Source organism: Burkholderia sp. 22313 (assembly GCF_052045245.1).
GTDB lineage: Bacteria > Pseudomonadota > Gammaproteobacteria > Burkholderiales > Burkholderiaceae > Burkholderia.
In genome coordinates this window covers 35,473-53,283 of record NZ_JBQEON010000038.1, presented here as the reverse complement: position 1 = coordinate 53,283, position 17,811 = coordinate 35,473, and the positions used below count along the sequence as shown (strand labels likewise).

Here is a 17,811-nt window from a genome sequence, read left to right as displayed (position 1 = left end):
CCCGTCCGGCGTGGGTTACATCCCGTAACGCGCACCGCACCGCAGCATCGGCGCGACCCGTGCGGTTTTAAGAATCGCTTAAGTCTTGGTCGGCACCATCCGCAACCAGTACCCGATGGATAGCTCGAAAAGGAGGACAGCGATGAGCGCCGTAGATGCACCCGCGGGCCGCCAGGCCGCCCCCCCTGCGAAAAAGACGATGCTGCGCCGGTTGCTCAGCCATCACGAAATCGCAACGCTGCTCGTGCTGCTGCACGCACCGATCGGCGCGAATGCCAAACCCGAATTGCCCGCGCTGCAGGAAGCCGGCCTCGTCGAGATGGTCAAGCTCGACGCCGATACCGCACCGAGCTTCCGGCTGACTGAAGACGGCTCGGCCGTCCTGAAAGGGCTCGGCTACCGCTGAGCCGCCGCTTTCCGCTTTCTGCTTTCTCCTTCCCCGTTACCCGTTCCCGCAGCACCCCGATCATCCCGACCCGCCGGCCCGGCCGGCGCACCACCTCACCCTGCCCGATCCTGCTGCATCAGCCGGTATTCGCTCGGCGTCACGCCGACCGTCGCCTTGAACTGGCGCGTGAACGCGCTGTGATCCGTATAGCCGCATAGCGCCGCGACGTCGGTCACCTTGTCGTGCGTGACGAGCAGCGCGGTGGCCGCATCGAGCCGCGTCTTCAGCAGCACCTGGCGCGGCGTCAGGTGAAACACCTTGTGGAAGTAGCGCTCCAGCTGCGCGACCGACATCCCGGCCATCTGCGCGAGCTGCTTCAGGTTCAGCGGCTGCACGAAGTGATCCTGGATGTGCTGGACCACGTCGGCGAGCTTGCTGTAGGCCGGATGCGAGCCCTCGTGCGCCTTCAGGTCGCGCGAGATGCCCGCGAGGCCGACCACCTTGCCGGCCGCGTCGCGCAGCGGCTCCTTGCAGGTCAGGCACCAGCCCGGCTGGCGGCCCGGATACAGATGCAGCTCGAGCTGGTCCATCAGCTGCTGGCCGGCGTTGATCGTCGCCATGTCCTGCTCGAAATAGGTCCGGCCGAACCGGCGCGGAAACACTTCGTCGGTCGTCTTGCCGAGCAGGTCGCGCTTGTCCTTGTAGCCGCAGCGCATCGCCAGCGTGCGGTTGACGAGCGCGTAGCGGCCGTTCGCATCCTTCACGAAGAACGCGACGTCCGGCAGCGCATCGAACACCGGCTCGAGCAGGCGGAAATGCGCGAGCATTGCGCCGAAATCGGCGTTGTCGGGCTGGTAGCGCAACGTATCGGACAGGCTCATGGGCGGTGCGGCAAGGAAGGTCGTCATCCCGGCATCTGCGAAGGGGGTGGCTGATGGCGTCGATTATAGGAGCGCCCTCGCGAACGCGTCGCGGCGATCACGGGACGCAGCGATCTCGGGCAAGCAAGCGGGCAAATCGGCGAACGGCGGCCCGCGCATCGCGCCGCCGGCCGACGATGACCGGATGGCCGCAAGCGGTGGCGCGTGGCGGGCTGTGCCGTTGTGCGCGCAACCACTGCCGCGCTCGCGTGTCCGGCCGCGGCGATTTCGCATCGGGCCGCGGCATGTCACCGCGCGCCGCCGCGCGTCGTCCGGCGATGTCGGCGATGTCGGTGATGTCGGTGATGTCCGTGACGCTGGCACACGCCACCGACGCCACGCGCGCCCGAACCCGCCATGCTAAAAATGCCGGCGTATCGCGTCTTGGCGCGTTTGCGCATCCCGCATGACGATTTCGGCATATATCAGGGTTATCGACGATATGCCGAAATCGTCGCCGACCGCGCACCGAACGCGCAAGACGCGCGTATTTTCGCTACCTAGACTTCGCTCAACGGTCACGAGACGACATCCCGCCGCCGCCGCGCACGCCGATTCCGGCACAACCCGCGCAGCGCCCGGCACGCCCCGCACGGCTTTCGCCAAGGCCTGCACACCGATACGTCTCGCCCGGTTTACCGCATCGGCCCGCTGGCCGGCCGCGGCCCAACCACGCCATCAAGGGGAAGTGAAAGTGAAGCTGAAGGTATCGCACGTCGCGCTGGCTGCCGCCTGCGCACTGTCGGGCGCACACGCCATCGCCGCCGACGTCGTCAAGATCGGTTTCGCCGCACCGCTGACGGGGCCGCAGTCGAACTACGGCACGGACATGCAGAAGGGCGTGCAGCTCGCGATCGCCGATTTCAACGCGACGCATCCGACGATCGGCGGCAAGCCGGTCACGTTCCAGCTCGACTCGCAGGACGACCAGGCCGACCCGCGCACCGGCACGACGGTCGCGCAGCGGCTGATCGACGACAACGTCCGCGGGATCATCGGCCACTTCAACTCGGGCACGAGCATTCCGGCATCCGACCTGTACGATCGCGCGGGGCTGCCGCAGATCTCGATGGCGACGTCGCCGCAATACACGGCACGCGGCTACAAGACCACCTACCGGCTGCTGACGAGCGACGCGCAGGCCGGCCGGATCGTCGGCACCTATGCGGTGAAGACGCTGCACTTCAAGCGCATCGCGATCATCGACGACCGCACGGCCTACGGCCAGGGCATCGCCGACGAATTCGCGAAGGCCGTGCAGGCCGCGGGCGGCACGATCGTCAAGCGCGACTTCACGAACGACAAGGCGCTCGACTTCTCGGCGATCCTGACCAACCTGAAGGGCATCAACCCCGACGCGATCTTCTACGGCGGCGGCGATGCCCAATCGTCGCCGATGATCCGCAAGATGCGTCAGCTCGGGATGAAGTCGGCGTTCGTGACCGGCGAGATGTCGCGCTCGCCGACGTTCCTGAAGGTCGGCGGCGAAGCGGCCGAAGGCGCGATCGTCTACATGGGCGGGCTGCCGAAGGAAAAGATGCCGGGCTTCGCCGGCTACGCATCGCGCTACAAGGCACGCTTCAATGAAGACGTGATCACCTACTCGCCCTACGCGTACGACGGCACGATCGCGCTGCTGACCGCGATGAAGGACGCGAACTCGACCGACCCGAAGGTCTACACGCCGTATCTCGGCAAGGTGTCGATCAAGGGCGTGTCGGCGCCGAGCATTGCGTACGACACGAAGGGCGACCTGAAGGATGCGCCGGTGACGATCTACAAGGTCGAGCACGGCGCGTTCAAGCCGGTCGACACGATCGCCGGCAACTGATCGAGCAGCTCCTTTCCCGCGCGGCGCGGCAAGCGGTTCACCCGCCTGCCGCGCCGCGTGCGTTTCGGGCCCGACGAAGTCCGAAGCATTCCTCGGCAGGCCTCGCGTGCCTGCATTTCGCGCTCCTGTAGAATCCCCCCACCCGCTTTGACGCTTCGTCTCCGTTGTGCCCCACCCCGGTGCGACGGTGCGTGTTTCGTGCGCCATCCGATGCGCGACACATGCTCGACGACGCAAGCCGCGCCTTGCCAGTCCATGCCGAAAAGCGGGCCCTGGAGACGCAGCACCGACAACAGCATTCGAAAACCGATCGTCCTGACCATGCAAGCTTCCGAACTGAGCGGCGTGCCTCGCGCCGCCGAACGCGCGCTCACGCGCAGCGACTATAAAACCCTTGGCCTTGCCGCACTCGGCGGTGCCCTCGAGTTCTACGACTTCATCATCTTCGTGTTCTTCGCGCCCGCGATCGGACAGCTGTTCTTCCCGCACGACATTCCCGACTGGCTGCGCCAGTTGCAGACGTTCGGCATCTTCGCGGCCGGCTATCTCGCCCGCCCGCTCGGCGGCGTGATCATGGCGCACTTCGGCGACCTGTTCGGCCGCAAGCGGATGTTCACGCTGAGCGTGCTGATGATGTCGGTGCCGACGCTGCTGATGGGCCTGCTGCCGACCTACGACTCGATCGGCATCCTCGCACCGGTGTTGCTGCTGCTGTTCCGCGTGCTGCAGGGCGCGGCCGTCGGCGGCGAAGTGCCGGGCGCATGGGTGTTCGTGTCCGAGCACGTGCCGTCGCGCCACATCGGCTATGCGTGCGGCACGCTGACCGCCGGCCTCACGGCCGGCATCCTGCTCGGCTCGCTGGTTGCCGCCGGCATCAACAGCCGTTACTCGGGCGCCGAAGTCACCGCGTTCGCCTGGCGCCTTCCGTTTTTGCTCGGCGGCGTGTTCGGCCTGTTCTCCGTGTACCTGCGCCGCTGGCTGCACGAAACGCCGGTGTTCGCCGAGATGAAGGCGAAGAAGGCGCTCGCGGCCGAGATTCCGCTGAAGGCCGTGCTGCGCGATCACGGCCGCGCGGTGATCGTGTCGATGCTGCTCACGTGGATGCTGTCGGCGGCGATCGTCGTCGTGATCCTGATGACGCCCGCGCTGCTGCAGAAGCAGTTCCACCTGACGCCCGCGACCACGCTGTTCGCGAACAGCGTCGCGACGCTGTGCCTGACGGCCGGCTGCATCACCGCCGGCTCGCTCGCCGGCCGGATCGGCGCGAAGCGCGTGCTCGGCATCGGCGGCCTCGTGCTGGCCGCGTGCTACCACCTGCTGTTCGTGCAGGTCGCGGCCGACGCGTCGACGCTGCCGCTGTACTACGGGATCGCCGGCTTCATGGTCGGCACGATCGGCGCGGTGCCGTTCGTGATGGTCCGCAGCTTCCCGGCCGTCGTGCGCTTCTCGGGCATCTCGTTCTCGTACAACGTCGCGTATGCGATCTTCGGCGGCCTCACGCCAGTGATCGTGTCGCTGATGATGAAGTCGAATCCGCTCGCGCCGGTCGTGTACGTCGCGGCGATCTGCGTGCTCGGCGCGATCGCCGTGCAGTTCTCGAAGGATGCGAAGGACCTGAAGGACGCACGCTGAACGCCGGCGCATACGCGCCCGCTGGATGAACAAAGGGCCGAATCCCGCGGCATGCGGGATTCGGCCCTTTTGTCTTGCTTCAGCACAGCTGACGGATGTGCGTCGCTTCGTTCAGCTCAGTGCACCGTCGTTCGACTCAGCGCAGCGCGCCGTACGACGAACTCGGCCGGCGCAGCGCGTCGATGCTCGCGCCGCCCGCGCCCGTCACGAACAACAGCAGGAACCCGCCGGCGATCGCGATGTTCTTCCAGAAGTGGATCACCATGTCGTGCTGGACCGCGGCGTCCGTCGCGTCCCAGAAATTGTGCCCGACCATCGCGGTCGCGACCGTGTAGAACGCCATCAGCAACGCGAGCGGCTTCACCTTGTAGCCGACGATCAGCAGCAGGCCGCCGAGCGCTTCGATCGTGACGACGACCGGCCCCATCACCTGCGGATAGGGCACGTTCAGCCCATGCAGATAGCCGATGAAATCGCTGTAGCCGAGCAGCTTCATCACGCCGCCCCACAAGAACAACGCCGCCAGCGCCAGGCGTGCGAAAAAAATGACGCCGGAATCGACGGAACGCGTCATGCCTCTCTCCTCGTATGCAAATCGGCCGTGCGCACGGGGCACGCCCGTGCGGTTCGGGGCCGCGCAACCCTGCGGGGCCCGCGGCAAATGGGCCAGCATAGAGGGTCTTGCCGCGGCGTCCAAGAAAAAGGTTGTAGCAATACGTTTCCGACGATCCTGATTCCCGACTCGATGCTAAAATTTCTTCAGCAGAATCACGACGTTACCACGACACTTAAGACAATTTGCCCCGCCTGCAATTCCGCCAACGTGACTGCTGGTGCCTGCGGCATCGGTAGCGCCAACGTCCATCAGGAATACATCTGCGAGGACTGTCAGTACGAGTTCACTGCGCTGTTCGCCCTCGCGGCCTACTACCCCGGCCATCCGGCATAGGGTCGTCACCCTGTGCGGAGTTAATCCGGGGCACCCGCATTCCAGGTGATGGCCTGGCTCCGCTTCGGGGCGTCGCCCTTGATTAACTCAGTCCCGATTCGCCTCAATAATCTGGTCCAGCACATCGGCGTCATCACTAGGCTCCTCCGTGCCCCGAAAAATGCAAACCTCCGTATGTCCGTCTCGGAACACGTCTACTTCGACGCGCATCCCGACCACGGTAATCGAGACCAACACCGTGTCGGGTCGATTCCGGCTCAGGGTGTAGTGAATTTTCGCGGAGTCGAGCCGGTCGAGCAGATCAAACAGGGCATTTGCCGTCATGTCGGGTACCTATTTCTTGAATCGATTATCGTTGAGCAGCTTCAGCGCCTTACGCGCCTCTTTGATACCGTCGCTCGCGTCGCCTTGAATCTCGTTGAGCGTCGAATTCAAATACTGCCCTGGAAATTCGCGCAGCACCGAGCCCTTGCATTCAGCTCTGATGATGTCGCAGGCCATCATATCGCCACGGTCGATCCCTGCAACTTGAACCGCGTCTCCCAAGGCGTCCGCCGAATAATCGAACGGCGACGCATCAGCGAGCGAGGCGGAGTCAGTGAAACTCGTGCCTCCTGCGAAGTTGGCGGCACCGCCAGCGCCACCAATTCCGACAACGCTTTGCAGATAGCTCATAAGTTCGCCGGCCGACACGTCGTTCGGCATCGCCCAACTCGGTAGGGGTTTGTCCACTGGGAGCGCGGCCACTCCGGGCACGCTTGCGAGTCTGCTGGCTCGCGGGAATGGTGGAGTTGAGGGCTGACCGCCAGCAGCGCCACCACCGCCCACTGGACGATCGATAGAAACGATCACACGTCCGGACTCAATGGCGGACCTAAGCGCGGCTACCGGATCACCCTGAAAAACGCTCAGTCCCAATTCGCGTAGGTAGCCCGTCGCACCAGATGTCAGCCCCGCATACTTCGGCCAGTGCAGCATCAATTCGGAAACAGCGCTGCGTTGGTCGGCCGTCAGAGGCGCAGAATTTCCAGCGCTAGATGTCAGCGTAGCGCGTTTTCCTGGACCCAACTCGATAGTCACTGAGGCCATGAATGCCGTTCTCCGTATGCAGTTCGCGTGCAGAAGTGCCGAAAGCCCTTGGAGCCGATACTTTACCCTACCAACTAAAACGGCCCGCCGAAGCGAGCCGTCGTTAGGGCCGTCACCCTGTGCTGAGTTATTCCGCGTGCAGGCCGTCGAGGATGTCTGCCGCCTCTCGCCCCGTATTGTCCGGGCAGAGGTGCGCATACTTCTGGGTCATCGTCGGACTGGCGTGCCCGAGCAGATGCTGCACCTTCAATAGCGAGACGCCCTGGGCCTTCTTCACTGCCTCCACCATCGGACGGATGATGTCCGAGGCGATGCGCTGACCATGCTGGACTTCACCGAGGTCTCGGGAAGCCGTGGTGCCGTCCTCTTTCTCGCGGATGAGGGTCCTGCGGTAGCGCTCGATGCCGCGCTGCACCTGGAAGTGCTCCCAGGACCGCTGCGCGGCTACGTCATTCGCCCCTACAGGCACCGGCTTTCCCGTGTACGGAAACGTGCCGGGTGTAACTACTTGATTCGATTCGCTGTCAGATGCGGCCAAAATCTTCCCCTTAAAAATCAATCACATAGGGGGATGGATTCAGGCGGCGCAACGTTGTAGCAAATCTTTACACTGCGGCTGTGACGCAGGCGCGACGGCGCCGCGAAAAGTGGCGTTCGGCCGTTGTCCAAAATAACGGGAACCGGCCCTAACTCGCCTCGCTCAGCAGCACGCCTTTCTTGAAGATGAAGCAGCCGTAGCCGCGCAACTCGCCGGTGACGATCACCGCATAGGTCTGCTGCGCGCGTTCGTAGAATGCGAAACGGTCGATGCCCGCGACCGGTACCGCGCGCCCTTCCGCGCGATCGATCTCGGCCTGCACTTCGCGCTGCACGGGCGGCACCGCGGCCGGATCGCCGACCACCTCCATCCGCCACGCGGGCGTGTCGACGAACGTGTCGAGCGGCAGTACGGACAGCACCGCGCGCGCGACGCGCGCCGAATCGGCGCCGTCGATGCGCAACGCGCGGCCAACCACGGTGTGCTCCGCGACGGATTCCGCCGGGAAATTCGCATCGCAGATTGCCACTTCATCTCCGTGGCCCATCGCGCGCAGCGCATGCAGGATGTCGGCGTGCAGCAGCGGATCGAGGTTCTTCAACATGTGGGCAAGTCTCCGGGATCAGGAACGAACCGCATAACGTTACCCGATCCCGGACGCCACCGGGCATGCACGGTTCGCGTCACGCCGCCGCGGCCGGCATTTCGTCGATGAAACCCGTGACCGACTTCAGGCGGCCCGACGCGTCGACGGTGCCGAAATCCGAACCCTTCACGATCGCCGCGCCGTCGGGCGACACGAGCGCCCACGAGAAGCGCAGGTGCTGGCCGAAGCCGTCGACGTCGGTCGTGCGACGGAAACGGAACGCGGGGAAGCGTTCCTGCACCGCGGCGATCATCGTGTCGATGCCCGCGTGACCGTCGCCGGCCATCAGCGGATCGCGATAGGCCGCGTCGCTCGCGTAGGTCGCATCGATCAGCGCGCGCCGGCGTGCGACATCGGGCTCGTTCCATGCATCGAAATAGCGGTCGATCAGCTCGGCGTGAGCGGCTTGGGCGGTGTTCATGGCGAAGCTCCTTGTGTCGGTGAGGGACGATGTCGTGAACCTTTCGGGTTCGCGTGACGCTATCGTCGCCGCGCCCGCACCGGTGGTCGATTACGTTCGAGGTAAGGAAATCGCGCCGCCGAATCGCGCGCCAAAATCGGCCTGGGTGTTTAGTCCCGCCCTCCGCCGACGCCATCGCAACGAAAAACGGGCGCCCGAAGGCGCCCGCATCGTCTGCCGTTACCGCCGCGCGCGTCAGGTCACCGGCGCCGGGTTGAACAGCGTCAGCGCATTCGCGAGCTTCCATTGCTCGGCCCACGTGCGGCGCGTGCCGCTCGCGACGTCGAGCATCAGCCGGAACAGCGCCCAGCCCACGTCCTCGATCGACGCCGCGCCGGTCGCGATCTGTCCCGCGTCGAGATCCATCAGGTCGTGCCAGCGGCGCGCGAGATCGCTGCGCGTCGCGACCTTGATCACCGGCACCTGCGCGAGGCCGTACGGCGTGCCGCGCCCCGTCGTGAAAATGTGCAGGTTCATCCCCGCCGCGAGCTGCAGCGTGCCGCAGATGAAGTCGCTCGCGGGCGTCGCCGCGTACAGCAGCCCCTTCTGCCGCGCCCGGTCGCCGGGACGCACGACGCCGGCGATCGGCGCGCTGCCCGACTTCACGATCGAGCCCATCGCCTTCTCGACGATGTTCGACAGGCCGCCCTTCTTGTTGCCGGGCGTCGTGTTCGCGCTGCGGTCGACGCGGCCGCGCTGCAGATAGCGGTCGTACCAGTCCATCTCGCGGATGATCTCGCGGGCGACGTCCTCGTTCGCCGCGCGCGACGTGAGCTGCGCGACGCCGTCGCGCACTTCGGTCACTTCCGAAAACATGATCGTCGCGCCGGCGCGCACCAGCAGGTCGGCCGCGAAGCCGACCGCCGGGTTCGCGGTGAGCCCCGAGAACGCGTCGCTGCCGCCGCACTGCACGCCGACGACGAGATCCGACGCCGGGCAGGTTTCGCGACGACGACGGTTCAGCCGTTCGAGGTGCGCTTCGGCCATCTTCATGATCGAGTCGATCATCGAGTTGAAGCCGACGTGCGCGGCGTCCTGCAGGCACACGACGCCGCCGTTCTCCGTCGCACCGTCGGCCGCCACCGGAATCGTGCCGGGCGGCAGCAGGCGCTCGGGCTGCAGCTTCTCGCAGCCGAGGCTCACCGTCATCACCTCGCCGCCGAAGTTCGGGTTCAGGCTGATGTTGCGCAGCGTACGGATCGGGATGTCGGCGTCGGGCGCGTCGATCGCGACGCCGCAGCCGTACGTGTGCTCGAGCCCGACCACGTCGTCGACGTTCGGGTAACGCGGCAGCAGTTCGTCCTTGATCCGCTTCACCGCATGCTCGACGACACCCGACACGCACTGCACGGTCGTCGTGATCGCGAGGATGTTGCGCGTGCCGACCGAGCCGTCCGGGTTGCGGAAGCCCTCGAACGTATAGCCTTCGAGCGGCGCCAGCGGCGGCGCGGCGCGCGTGGCGAGCGGCAGGTCGTCGAGCCCCGGCGGCTCGGGCATGCGCATCGTGCGCTCGTTGACCCAGCTGCCGCGGCGCAGTTCGGTGAGCGCGTAACCGATCACGACGTTGTAGCGGACGATCGGGTCGCCGGCCGCGAGATCGGCCAGCGCGACCTTGTGACCTTGGGGCACGCCTTCGCGCAGCGTCAGGCCGTCGGCGAACGTCGCGCCCTCGGGCAAACCGCCGTCGTTGACGACGATCGCGACGTTGTCGTCCGGATGCACGCGAATGTAGAGAGGGGAAGCAGTCATCGGAATTCCTGGGAAGCCACCGTCAAATCGTTAGTCATCATACGACATTCAACACCAACCTGTGATGGTACGTAAACCCTTATCCGGAAAGACCCTACCCTTTACCAGCCAGCAAACCGCTTGCGCCGCTCATGCTTGCGTTGTACGATGACATACAACGACATCGCCACTATGGCTCGGATGCCGTGCCCGACGAACCCAGCACTCGCGCTAGACGGACGACCCAACCATGACTTCACCGCAAGAACTCAAACAGATCATCTCCCACGGCCTGCTGTCGTTTCCGCTGACGGATTTCGACGCCGACGGCAGCTTCCGCCCGACCACCTATGCCGAGCGCCTCGAATGGCTGGCGCCGTACGGCGCGACCGCGCTGTTCGCGGCCGGCGGCACCGGCGAATTCTTCTCGCTCACGCAGCGTGAGTATTCGGACGTGATCCGCGTCGCGACGGAAACCTGCAAGGGCAAGGTGCCGATCCTGGCCGGTGCCGGCGGCGCGACGCGCGTCGCGATCGAATATGCGCAGGAAGCGGAGCGCCTCGGCGCGAGCGGCGTGCTGCTGATGCCTCACTACCTGACCGAAGCCAGCCAGGAAGGCATCGCCGAGCACGTCGAGCAGGTGTGCCGCGCGCTGAAGGTCGGCGTGGTGGTGTACAACCGCGCGAATTCGAAGCTGAACGCCGACATGCTCGAGCGCCTCGCCGATCGTTGCCCGAACCTGATCGGCTTCAAGGACGGCGTCGGCGAAATCGAGAGCATGGTCACGATCCGCCGCCGCCTCGGCGACCGCTTCGCGTACCTCGGCGGCCTGCCGACGGCCGAAGTCTACGCAGCCGCGTACAAGGCGCTCGGCGTGCCGGTGTACTCGTCGGCCGTGTTCAACTTCATCCCGAAGACGGCGATGGCATTCTACGAAGCGATCGCGAAGGACGACCACGCGACGGTCGGCCGCCTGATCGATGAGTTCTTCCTGCCGTACCTGAAGATCCGCAACCGCCGCGCAGGCTACGCGGTCAGCATCGTGAAGGCGGGCGCGAAGCTCGTCGGCCACGACGCGGGCCCGGTGCGCGCACCGCTCGTCGATCTCACCGACGACGAAGTCGCCGAACTGGACGTGCTGATCAAGAAGATGGGCCCGCAGTAAGCGGAGACGGCCGGCGCGGCGCCTTCAGCGGCGCCGCGGGCGGCTTGTCGATGGTTGCCTGCATTGCATCCCGGCNCCGCGCCCGTTAACTGCGCAGGTAGCGGCAGGCAGGCTGGCAACGCATCCCGGCGCGATGCGCGCCCTCACATCTGCGCGATGACGCCGATGATCCGGTGACGCACGTTGCCGAGCTTGATCCGGGTCGATTCGATCTGCCCTTGTGCACCCGCACGCGCGCGCGTGTTCGACTCGCTGCCGAGAATCTGCCCCAGCACGTCGCGGTCGACCACCGCATCGAAAAAACGGCCGACGGTGATCGTCGCGGACTGCTTCGCGGTCAGCAGCGCGCTGTTGGCCTGCATCAGCGCGTCGGTGCGCAGGTTCGGGTCGCGTTCGTCGATGCCGCGGCGATGCTCGAGCGCGAACACCAGCGCTTCCATGTCCTGCCTGAAGCGGCGCACGGCAAGGCCGAACATCAGCGAATGCGCGTCGGAGCCGGTCACGGGCCGGCCCTGGTTGATGGTCACGTCGAATTCGCTGCCGCCCAGGTCGCGCTGGAATTCCAGCAGCGCATTCGCGAGCACGCGCCCTTCGCTGTACTGGCCGATCCGGCTGCGCACGGACTGTGCGACATCGCCGATCGCCTTCCACAATCCGGCGGCGAACAGGTGGTCGCCACGCTTGCTGATGTTCATCGGATGGCTCCTTGTTGGTCTTTTGTCGTCTCTCAGGCTCGCCCGCGGACCGGGCGGTCCGAGGCCTCGCTACTGTAGGAGAAATTCCGGCGACGCGAAAGCCAATGCTCACTCGCCAAGGCGATACATCGTCGATAGCATCATTTGATGCCATAATTGATGCATCGACTTTCCCGGGAGCCGCACATGCGCACCACCTTGTCCCTCGACGACGCGCTGCTCGCCAAAGCGCAGCAATTAACCGGTGTCACCGAAAGGTCGGCGCTGGTGCGAGAAGCGCTGCGCGCATTGATCGCGCGCGAAAGCGCACGCCGGCTTGCCCGCCTCGGCGGCACCGAGCCCGATCTCGAATCTGTTCCACGCCGCCCGTCGGAGCCAGCATGATTCTTGTCGACACTTCAGTGTGGATCGACCACCTGCGGGCCGGTGATGCGGCGCTCACGACATTGCTGGAAGGCGACCGCGTGTTGATCCATCCCTTCATCATCGGCGAGCTTGCCCTCGGCAGCCTGCGCGATCGCCAGACCGTACTGGATGCGCTGCGCGACCTTCCCGCCGCCACCCCGGCAACCGACGACGAAGTCCAGCGCATGATCGATGTCGTACCGCTTCACGGGCTCGGCATCGGTTACGTCGACGCCCATCTGCTTGCCTCGGCCAGACTGACCGGTGGCAGCAAGCTGTGGACACGCGATCGGCGCCTGCTGGCCGCAGCCGAGCGCCTCCGACTCGCCGCCCATCCCGCTCACTGACCGCGCGAAATCGGCGGCACGACGCCCACCACAAATGAAAAAGGCGGCGGCGCCCCGTGGGCACCGTCCGCCGCCATGTTTCAACCTGCCGGAACGCGCCCCTGCCAGGGATGCGCCTTCAGCCGTTTCGCCCCGTCACTCCGCCTTCCCGTCCCGCAGGCGCGGAATCTCGAGCGGGTTGCGTTCCTGCAGCCCCTCCGGCAGCAGATCGTCCGGGAAATCCTGATAGCACACGGGCCGCAGGAAACGGTCGATCGCCGTCGCGCCGACCGACGTGACGGCCGGGTTCGACGTCGCCGGGAACGGCCCGCCGTGCACCATCGCGTCGCACACTTCGACGCCGGTCGGATAGCCGTTGACGAGCAGGCGCCCTGCCTTGCGCTCCAGAATCGGCAGCAGGCGGCGCGCGAGCGGCTTGTCGTCGGCGTCCATCTGCAGCGTGGCCGTCAGTTGGCCCTCCAGCGCGTCGAGCACGCGCGCGACTTCGTCGAGATCGCGGCAACGCACGATCAGCGATGCCGGCCCGAATACCTCGTGGCTGAACGCCGGCTCGGACAGGAACGCCTGCGCGGCGACTTCGTACAGCGCGCCGCCTGCCTGGCATTCGGTCTGCGCCGCCTCGCCCGCGCCGATTTCACGCACGCCCGGCAGTTCGGCCAGCTTGCCGCGGCCGCTGCGATACGCGTCGGCGATGCCGTGCGTCAGCATCACGCCGGCCGGCTTCTTCGCGAGCGCCTGCGCGGCGACCGACTCGAATCGGTCGAGGTCGGGACCGTCGATCGCCAGCACGAGGCCCGGGTTCGTACAGAACTGGCCGGTGCCGAGCGTCAGCGAATCGACGAAGCCGGTCGCGATCGCGTCGCCGCGCGCGGCCAGCGCGGCCGGGAACAGCACGACCGGGTTGATGCTGCTCATTTCCGCATAGACGGGAATCGGCTGCGGACGCGCGTTCGCATGCTGCACGAGCGCCATGCCGCCCTGCCGCGACCCGGTGAAGCCAACGGCCTGGATCGCCGGATGGCTGACGAGCGCCGCGCCGATCACGCGGCCGGGGCCGATCAGCAGCGAGAACACGCCGGCCGGCATTCCGCATTTCGCGACCGCCGCGCGGATCGCGCGACCGACCAGCTCCGACGTGCCGAGGTGTGCTTCATGCGCCTTCACGATCACCGGGCAGCCGGCCGCCAGGGCCGATGCGGTATCGCCGCCGGCCACCGAGAACGCGAGCGGGAAATTGCTCGCGCCGAACACGGCCACGGGCCCGAGCCCGACCTTCTGCAGCCGCAGATCCGAGCGCGGCAGCGGCGTGCACGCGGGCTGCGCGGGATCGATCGACGCGGCGAGGAAGCGCCCGTCGCGCACGACGCGCGCGAACAGCCGGAGCTGGCCGACGGTGCGGCCGCGCTCGCCCTGCAGCCGCGCGACGGGCAGGCCGGTCTCGGCGTGCGCGCGCTCGATCAGCGCGTCGCCGAGCGCGACGATTTCGTCGGCGATCGCTTCGAGAAACGCCGCGCGGGCCGCGAGCGGCTGTGCGCGGTACGCGTCGAACGCGTCGCCCGCGAGTGCGCATGCGCGCTCGACATCGGCCTGAGTCGCGACGCCGAAGGCCGGTGCGTCAATCGGCGCGCCCTTCGTCGGGTCGAACGCGCGCAAGGTACCGGCCGAGCCGGCCACCGTTTCGGCGCCGATCAGCATCTCTCCAGTCAGTTGCATGGGGTGTGCTCCGTGGTTCGTTCGGGAATGGTTCGTCCATTGTATCTCAACAGATACGATGTCTGCCGACAGCATTGCATCATTCTCGCCGCCTGCGATGGCGCCGACGATACACTCGAAAGCCTTGTCGGGCCAGATCAGCACGACCTTCCCACACTGTGGCAACGATCTTCACAGGGAAAACCCGAGGTTTCTGCGTCCTGACATTCCCCCTAAACTTTCGCTCATGTCATACGACGACGTACATTTAAATGCCTAATCAGACCACCCCACGCGATCTTCCGATCGACCTCGCCGGCAGCGCGCGCCGCACCGCCGTGCGCTACTGGATCCTGGCGATGCTGTTCGTCGTCACGACGCTCAACTACGCGGACCGCGCGACGCTGTCGATCACCGGCACCCCGATCCGCAAGGCGTTCGGCATCGACCCGGTGACGATGGGCTACATCTTCTCGGCGTTCAGCTGGGCGTACGTGCTCGCGCAATTGCCGAGCGGCTGGCTGCTCGACCGCTTCGGCGCGCGCCGCGTGTATGCGACCAGCATCTTCCTGTGGTCGGCGTTCACGCTGCTGCAAGGCACGATCGGCCTCGGCGGCAGCGCCGCGTTCGCGGTGACCGCGCTGTTCGTGATGCGCTTCGCGGTCGGCATTGCCGAGGCGCCCGCGTTCCCGGCGAACGCGAAGGTCGTCGCGAGCTGGTTCCCGACCGCCGAGCGCGGCACGGCGTCGGCGATCTTCAACGCCGCGCAGTATTTCGCGGCGGTGGTGTTCTCGCCGCTGATGGCGTGGCTCACGCATGCGTACGGCTGGCATCAGGTGTATCTGTGGCTCGGCCTCGCCGGCATCGCGCTCGCGTTCCTGTGGCTGCGCGTGATGAAGGATCCGGCCGACCATCCGGGCGTGAACCGCGCCGAACTCGCGCATATCGAGCAAGGCGGCGGCCTCGTGCGCACGACGGGCCGGCCGGCCGGGGCGCGCGGCAATGGCAGCGGCGCCGCGTCCGAAGGCAGCCGCGTCGCGGGCTGGTACTACGTGCGCCAGCTGCTGTCGAACCGCATGCTGCTCGGCGTCTACCTCGGCCAGTACTGCGTGAACGTGCTCACGTACTTCTTCCTCACGTGGTTCCCGATCTATCTCGTGCAGGCACGCGGGATGTCGCTGCTGAAGGCCGGCTTCATGACGTCGCTGCCGGCGATCTGCGGGTTCCTCGGCGGCGTGCTCGGCGGGATGCTGTCGGATACGCTGATCCGTCGCGGCGTGTCGCTGACGCTCGCGCGCAAGATCCCGATCGTCGGCGGGATGGCGCTGTCGATGGTCATCATCGGCTGCAATTACGTCGACAGCGAAGTGCTGGTGATCGCGCTGATGGCCGTGTCGTTCTTCGGCAAGGGGATCGGCTCGCTCGGCTGGGCGGTTGTCGCGGACACCGCGCCGAAGGAAGCGATCGGCCTGTCGGGCAGCTTGTTCAACATGTTCGGCAACACGGCCGGCATCGTCGCGCCGATCGCGATCGGCTATCTGGTCGGCGCGAGCGGCTCGTTCAACGGCGCGCTCGTGTTCGTCGGGCTGAACGCGCTCGTGACGGTGTTCAGCTATCTGGTGATCGTGAAGGACATCAAGCGCGTCGAGCTGCGCCATCGCGACGCTTGAGCACCGGCGGAAGGGCAGGAACAGGACGGCGGCCGCGCGAACGGCCGCCGTTTTCACATCGGGCCGCCGAGTGGGCGACGCGCAACATGTCGTGCTCCCCGGCGAACCCGATACGCGGCGCCGGCACCGCCGGGCATGCTCCGCTCCGAACGGTGACAGCGGAATCAAGCCGGGCGGCGCCTCGCACCGAGGTCGAATGCTTACCTCGCAGGTAATGCCCGGCTCGCCCAGGATTGCCTATCATCGCCCTCATGAACTCGACCGCCGCTCTCCCCTCGCTCCCCCCGTCCGCCGGCCGTGCGTCCGGCATCGGCCCGCTGCTGCGCACCTGGCGTCAACGCCGGCGCCTGAGCCAGATGGCGCTCGCGCTGGAGGCGGAGGTGTCCGCGCGGCACCTGAGCTTCGTCGAATCCGGTCGCGCGCAGCCGAGCCGCGACATGGTGCTGCATCTCGCCGAGCGCCTCGACGTGCCGCTGCGCGAGCGCAACGCGCTGCTCGTCGCGGCCGGCTATGCGCCGCTGTTTCGCGAGCGGCCGTTCTCCGATCCGCAGCTCGATGCGGCGCGCCACGCGGTCGAAGCCGTGCTGCGCGGCCACGAGCCCTATCCGGCGTTGGCGGTGGATCGCCACTGGACGCTGCTCGCCGCGAACCGGATGCTCGGCGCGCTGGTCGCGCAGGCCGACCCGGCGCTGCTGCAGCCGCCCATCAACGTGCTGCGCCTGAGCCTGCATCCGGCAGGCCTGGCGGTGCAGATCGTCAACTGGCACGAATGGCGCGCGCATATCCTGCACCGGCTGCAGCGGCAGATCGATGCGAGCGGCGACCGCACGCTGCATGCGCTGCGCGAGGAACTCGCCGCGTATCCGGCGCCGGACGGCCAGCCCGACGACCCGCATGCGCGCACCGACTACGCGGACATCGCGGTGCCGCTGCGACTGCGCACGGCGGCCGGCGAGCTGACGTTCTTCAGTACGACGACCGTGTTCGGCACGCCGGTCGACGTCACGCTGTCGGAACTCGCGATCGAGGCATTTTTCCCGGCGAATCCGGAGACGGCGGACGCGATGCGGGCACTGGCGGACGCGTTGCCGGCGCAGTGGCGCACTGATGACGCAGGTCAGGTGGTTCCCGCGCACGGATAGCGGTGTTCGAGTGAACGGCCGGCAAGCGACGGACCGTACGGTCCGTTGCGTGCGTCACTGCATTCAGGCAGCGGACACCCTGCACCGCGCGCGTCCGAATCGCTCGCATTCCGTTCGCGAAAGCGAATCACGATACCGCGCCGGGCGGCTTGCCCGCGCGCTCCGCCTCACCCGCCAGCGCGCGATCATCGGGCAAAACGACGGCACAGCGCGTGCGGTCGTTCGCGGTTTCATCACGCACATCACCCGACGAATTTCCTCCAATTCATAGCATTCAGACGCCGCGGCAAACATGTGCGCGACTGAGGCCAATCAAAATGCGTCGTCGCGATTCGAGCTTCGGATCGTTGAAGTTCGGACTGCCGTGACAGAGGCAAGCCGCTGCACTCGCGGCCTGTTACCCGTCGCCTCATCAAGCCGGCGAACGTCAATTTTTGTTAGTACACCTTCTATTTTTCGTTAAAAAATCGTCGCCTGTCATGAAGGCGTCACGAACGAATCCACGCGATCCGGA

General features: G+C 66.5%; 18 protein-coding genes. 8 read left to right on the top strand and 10 right to left on the bottom strand.

Features of this window, described 5'->3' with window-relative positions:
* Positions 1–142: 142 nt before the first annotated feature.
* The gene (locus ACTJKF_RS26120; protein ID WP_440627390.1) at positions 143–406 is read left to right on the top strand and encodes a hypothetical protein; all 264 of its coding nucleotides are present in this window, start codon (positions 143–145) and stop codon (positions 404–406) included.
* Positions 407–501: 95 nt separating this feature from the next.
* Here the strand turns inward: ACTJKF_RS26120 and ACTJKF_RS26115 are convergent, their stop codons facing one another.
* Positions 502–1,296 carry a helix-turn-helix domain-containing protein gene (locus ACTJKF_RS26115; protein ID WP_440627388.1) on the bottom strand — a complete coding sequence of 265 codons (795 nt, stop codon included), beginning with the start codon at positions 1,294–1,296 and terminating at the stop codon, positions 502–504.
* A 706-nt stretch (positions 1,297–2,002) separates the two neighbouring features.
* On the opposite strand from ACTJKF_RS26115, the gene ACTJKF_RS26110 reads away from it, so the two are divergent.
* Positions 2,003–3,139, top strand: coding sequence for a branched-chain amino acid ABC transporter substrate-binding protein (locus ACTJKF_RS26110; protein ID WP_440627386.1), 1,137 nt, complete (start codon positions 2,003–2,005; stop codon positions 3,137–3,139).
* Positions 3,140–3,460: 321 nt separating this feature from the next.
* Positions 3,461–4,771 carry an MFS transporter gene (locus tag ACTJKF_RS26105; protein WP_440627384.1) on the top strand — a complete coding sequence of 437 codons (1,311 nt, stop codon included), beginning with the start codon at positions 3,461–3,463 and terminating at the stop codon, positions 4,769–4,771.
* Between the two features lie 136 nt (positions 4,772–4,907).
* Here the strand turns inward: ACTJKF_RS26105 and ACTJKF_RS26100 are convergent, their stop codons facing one another.
* The 7 genes from ACTJKF_RS26100 to garD form a co-directional block, all read right to left on the bottom strand.
* Positions 4,908–5,345, bottom strand: coding sequence for a DoxX family protein (locus tag ACTJKF_RS26100; RefSeq protein WP_059814845.1), 438 nt, complete (start codon positions 5,343–5,345; stop codon positions 4,908–4,910).
* Positions 5,346–5,807: 462 nt separating this feature from the next.
* On the bottom strand, positions 5,808–6,044 hold the full coding sequence (locus ACTJKF_RS26095; protein ID WP_440627381.1) for a hypothetical protein: 237 nt from the start codon (positions 6,042–6,044) through the stop codon (positions 5,808–5,810).
* Positions 6,045–6,053: 9 nt separating this feature from the next.
* Positions 6,054–6,425, bottom strand: coding sequence for a hypothetical protein (locus ACTJKF_RS26090; RefSeq protein ID WP_440627379.1), 372 nt, complete (start codon positions 6,423–6,425; stop codon positions 6,054–6,056).
* Positions 6,426–6,936: 511 nt separating this feature from the next.
* The gene (locus ACTJKF_RS26085; RefSeq protein ID WP_440627378.1) at positions 6,937–7,224 is read right to left on the bottom strand and encodes a hypothetical protein; all 288 of its coding nucleotides are present in this window, start codon (positions 7,222–7,224) and stop codon (positions 6,937–6,939) included.
* A gap of 271 nt (positions 7,225–7,495) precedes the next feature.
* The gene (locus ACTJKF_RS26080) at positions 7,496–7,951 is read right to left on the bottom strand and encodes an RbsD/FucU family protein (RefSeq protein ID WP_440627376.1); all 456 of its coding nucleotides are present in this window, start codon (positions 7,949–7,951) and stop codon (positions 7,496–7,498) included.
* Between the two features lie 79 nt (positions 7,952–8,030).
* Positions 8,031–8,414, bottom strand: a complete 384-nt coding sequence (locus ACTJKF_RS26075) for a nuclear transport factor 2 family protein (RefSeq protein ID WP_440627374.1) — start codon at positions 8,412–8,414, stop codon at positions 8,031–8,033.
* 234 nt (positions 8,415–8,648) lie between these two features.
* Positions 8,649–10,202: a galactarate dehydratase gene (gene garD / locus ACTJKF_RS26070; protein WP_440627372.1), complete on the bottom strand. Its 1,554-nt coding sequence runs from the start codon at positions 10,200–10,202 to the stop codon at positions 8,649–8,651.
* 229 nt (positions 10,203–10,431) lie between these two features.
* On the opposite strand from garD, the gene kdgD reads away from it, so the two are divergent.
* A complete protein-coding gene (gene kdgD, locus ACTJKF_RS26065; protein ID WP_440627370.1) occupies positions 10,432–11,346 on the top strand; it encodes a 5-dehydro-4-deoxyglucarate dehydratase in 915 nt (304 codons plus the stop codon).
* A gap of 143 nt (positions 11,347–11,489) precedes the next feature.
* Here the strand turns inward: kdgD and ACTJKF_RS26060 are convergent, their stop codons facing one another.
* Positions 11,490–12,041 (bottom strand): hypothetical protein, encoded by a 552-nt coding sequence (locus tag ACTJKF_RS26060; protein ID WP_440627368.1) that lies wholly within the window; start codon positions 12,039–12,041, stop codon positions 11,490–11,492.
* Positions 12,042–12,227: 186 nt separating this feature from the next.
* On the opposite strand from ACTJKF_RS26060, the gene ACTJKF_RS26055 reads away from it, so the two are divergent.
* On the top strand, positions 12,228–12,425 hold the full coding sequence (locus tag ACTJKF_RS26055) for a type II toxin-antitoxin system VapB family antitoxin (RefSeq protein ID WP_440627366.1): 198 nt from the start codon (positions 12,228–12,230) through the stop codon (positions 12,423–12,425).
* A complete protein-coding gene (locus tag ACTJKF_RS26050) occupies positions 12,422–12,793 on the top strand; it encodes a type II toxin-antitoxin system VapC family toxin (RefSeq protein WP_440627364.1) in 372 nt (123 codons plus the stop codon). Before ACTJKF_RS26055 ends, ACTJKF_RS26050 begins: the two co-directional genes overlap by 4 nt.
* 135 nt (positions 12,794–12,928) lie before the next feature.
* Here ACTJKF_RS26050 and ACTJKF_RS26045 read toward each other — a convergent pair whose 3' ends face one another.
* Entirely contained in the window at positions 12,929–14,506 is a 1,578-nt protein-coding gene (locus tag ACTJKF_RS26045; protein ID WP_440627363.1) for an aldehyde dehydrogenase (NADP(+)), read from the bottom strand.
* A 251-nt stretch (positions 14,507–14,757) separates the two neighbouring features.
* Here ACTJKF_RS26045 and ACTJKF_RS26040 point away from each other — a divergent pair, with 251 nt between their 5' ends.
* Together ACTJKF_RS26040 and ACTJKF_RS26035 are read left to right on the top strand one after the other, a co-directional pair.
* Positions 14,758–16,155, top strand: coding sequence for an MFS transporter (locus ACTJKF_RS26040; RefSeq protein WP_440627361.1), 1,398 nt, complete (start codon positions 14,758–14,760; stop codon positions 16,153–16,155).
* 251 nt (positions 16,156–16,406) lie between these two features.
* Entirely contained in the window at positions 16,407–17,297 is an 891-nt protein-coding gene (locus ACTJKF_RS26035) for a helix-turn-helix domain-containing protein (protein ID WP_440627359.1), read from the top strand.
* The last annotated feature ends 514 nt before the right edge of the window (positions 17,298–17,811 follow it).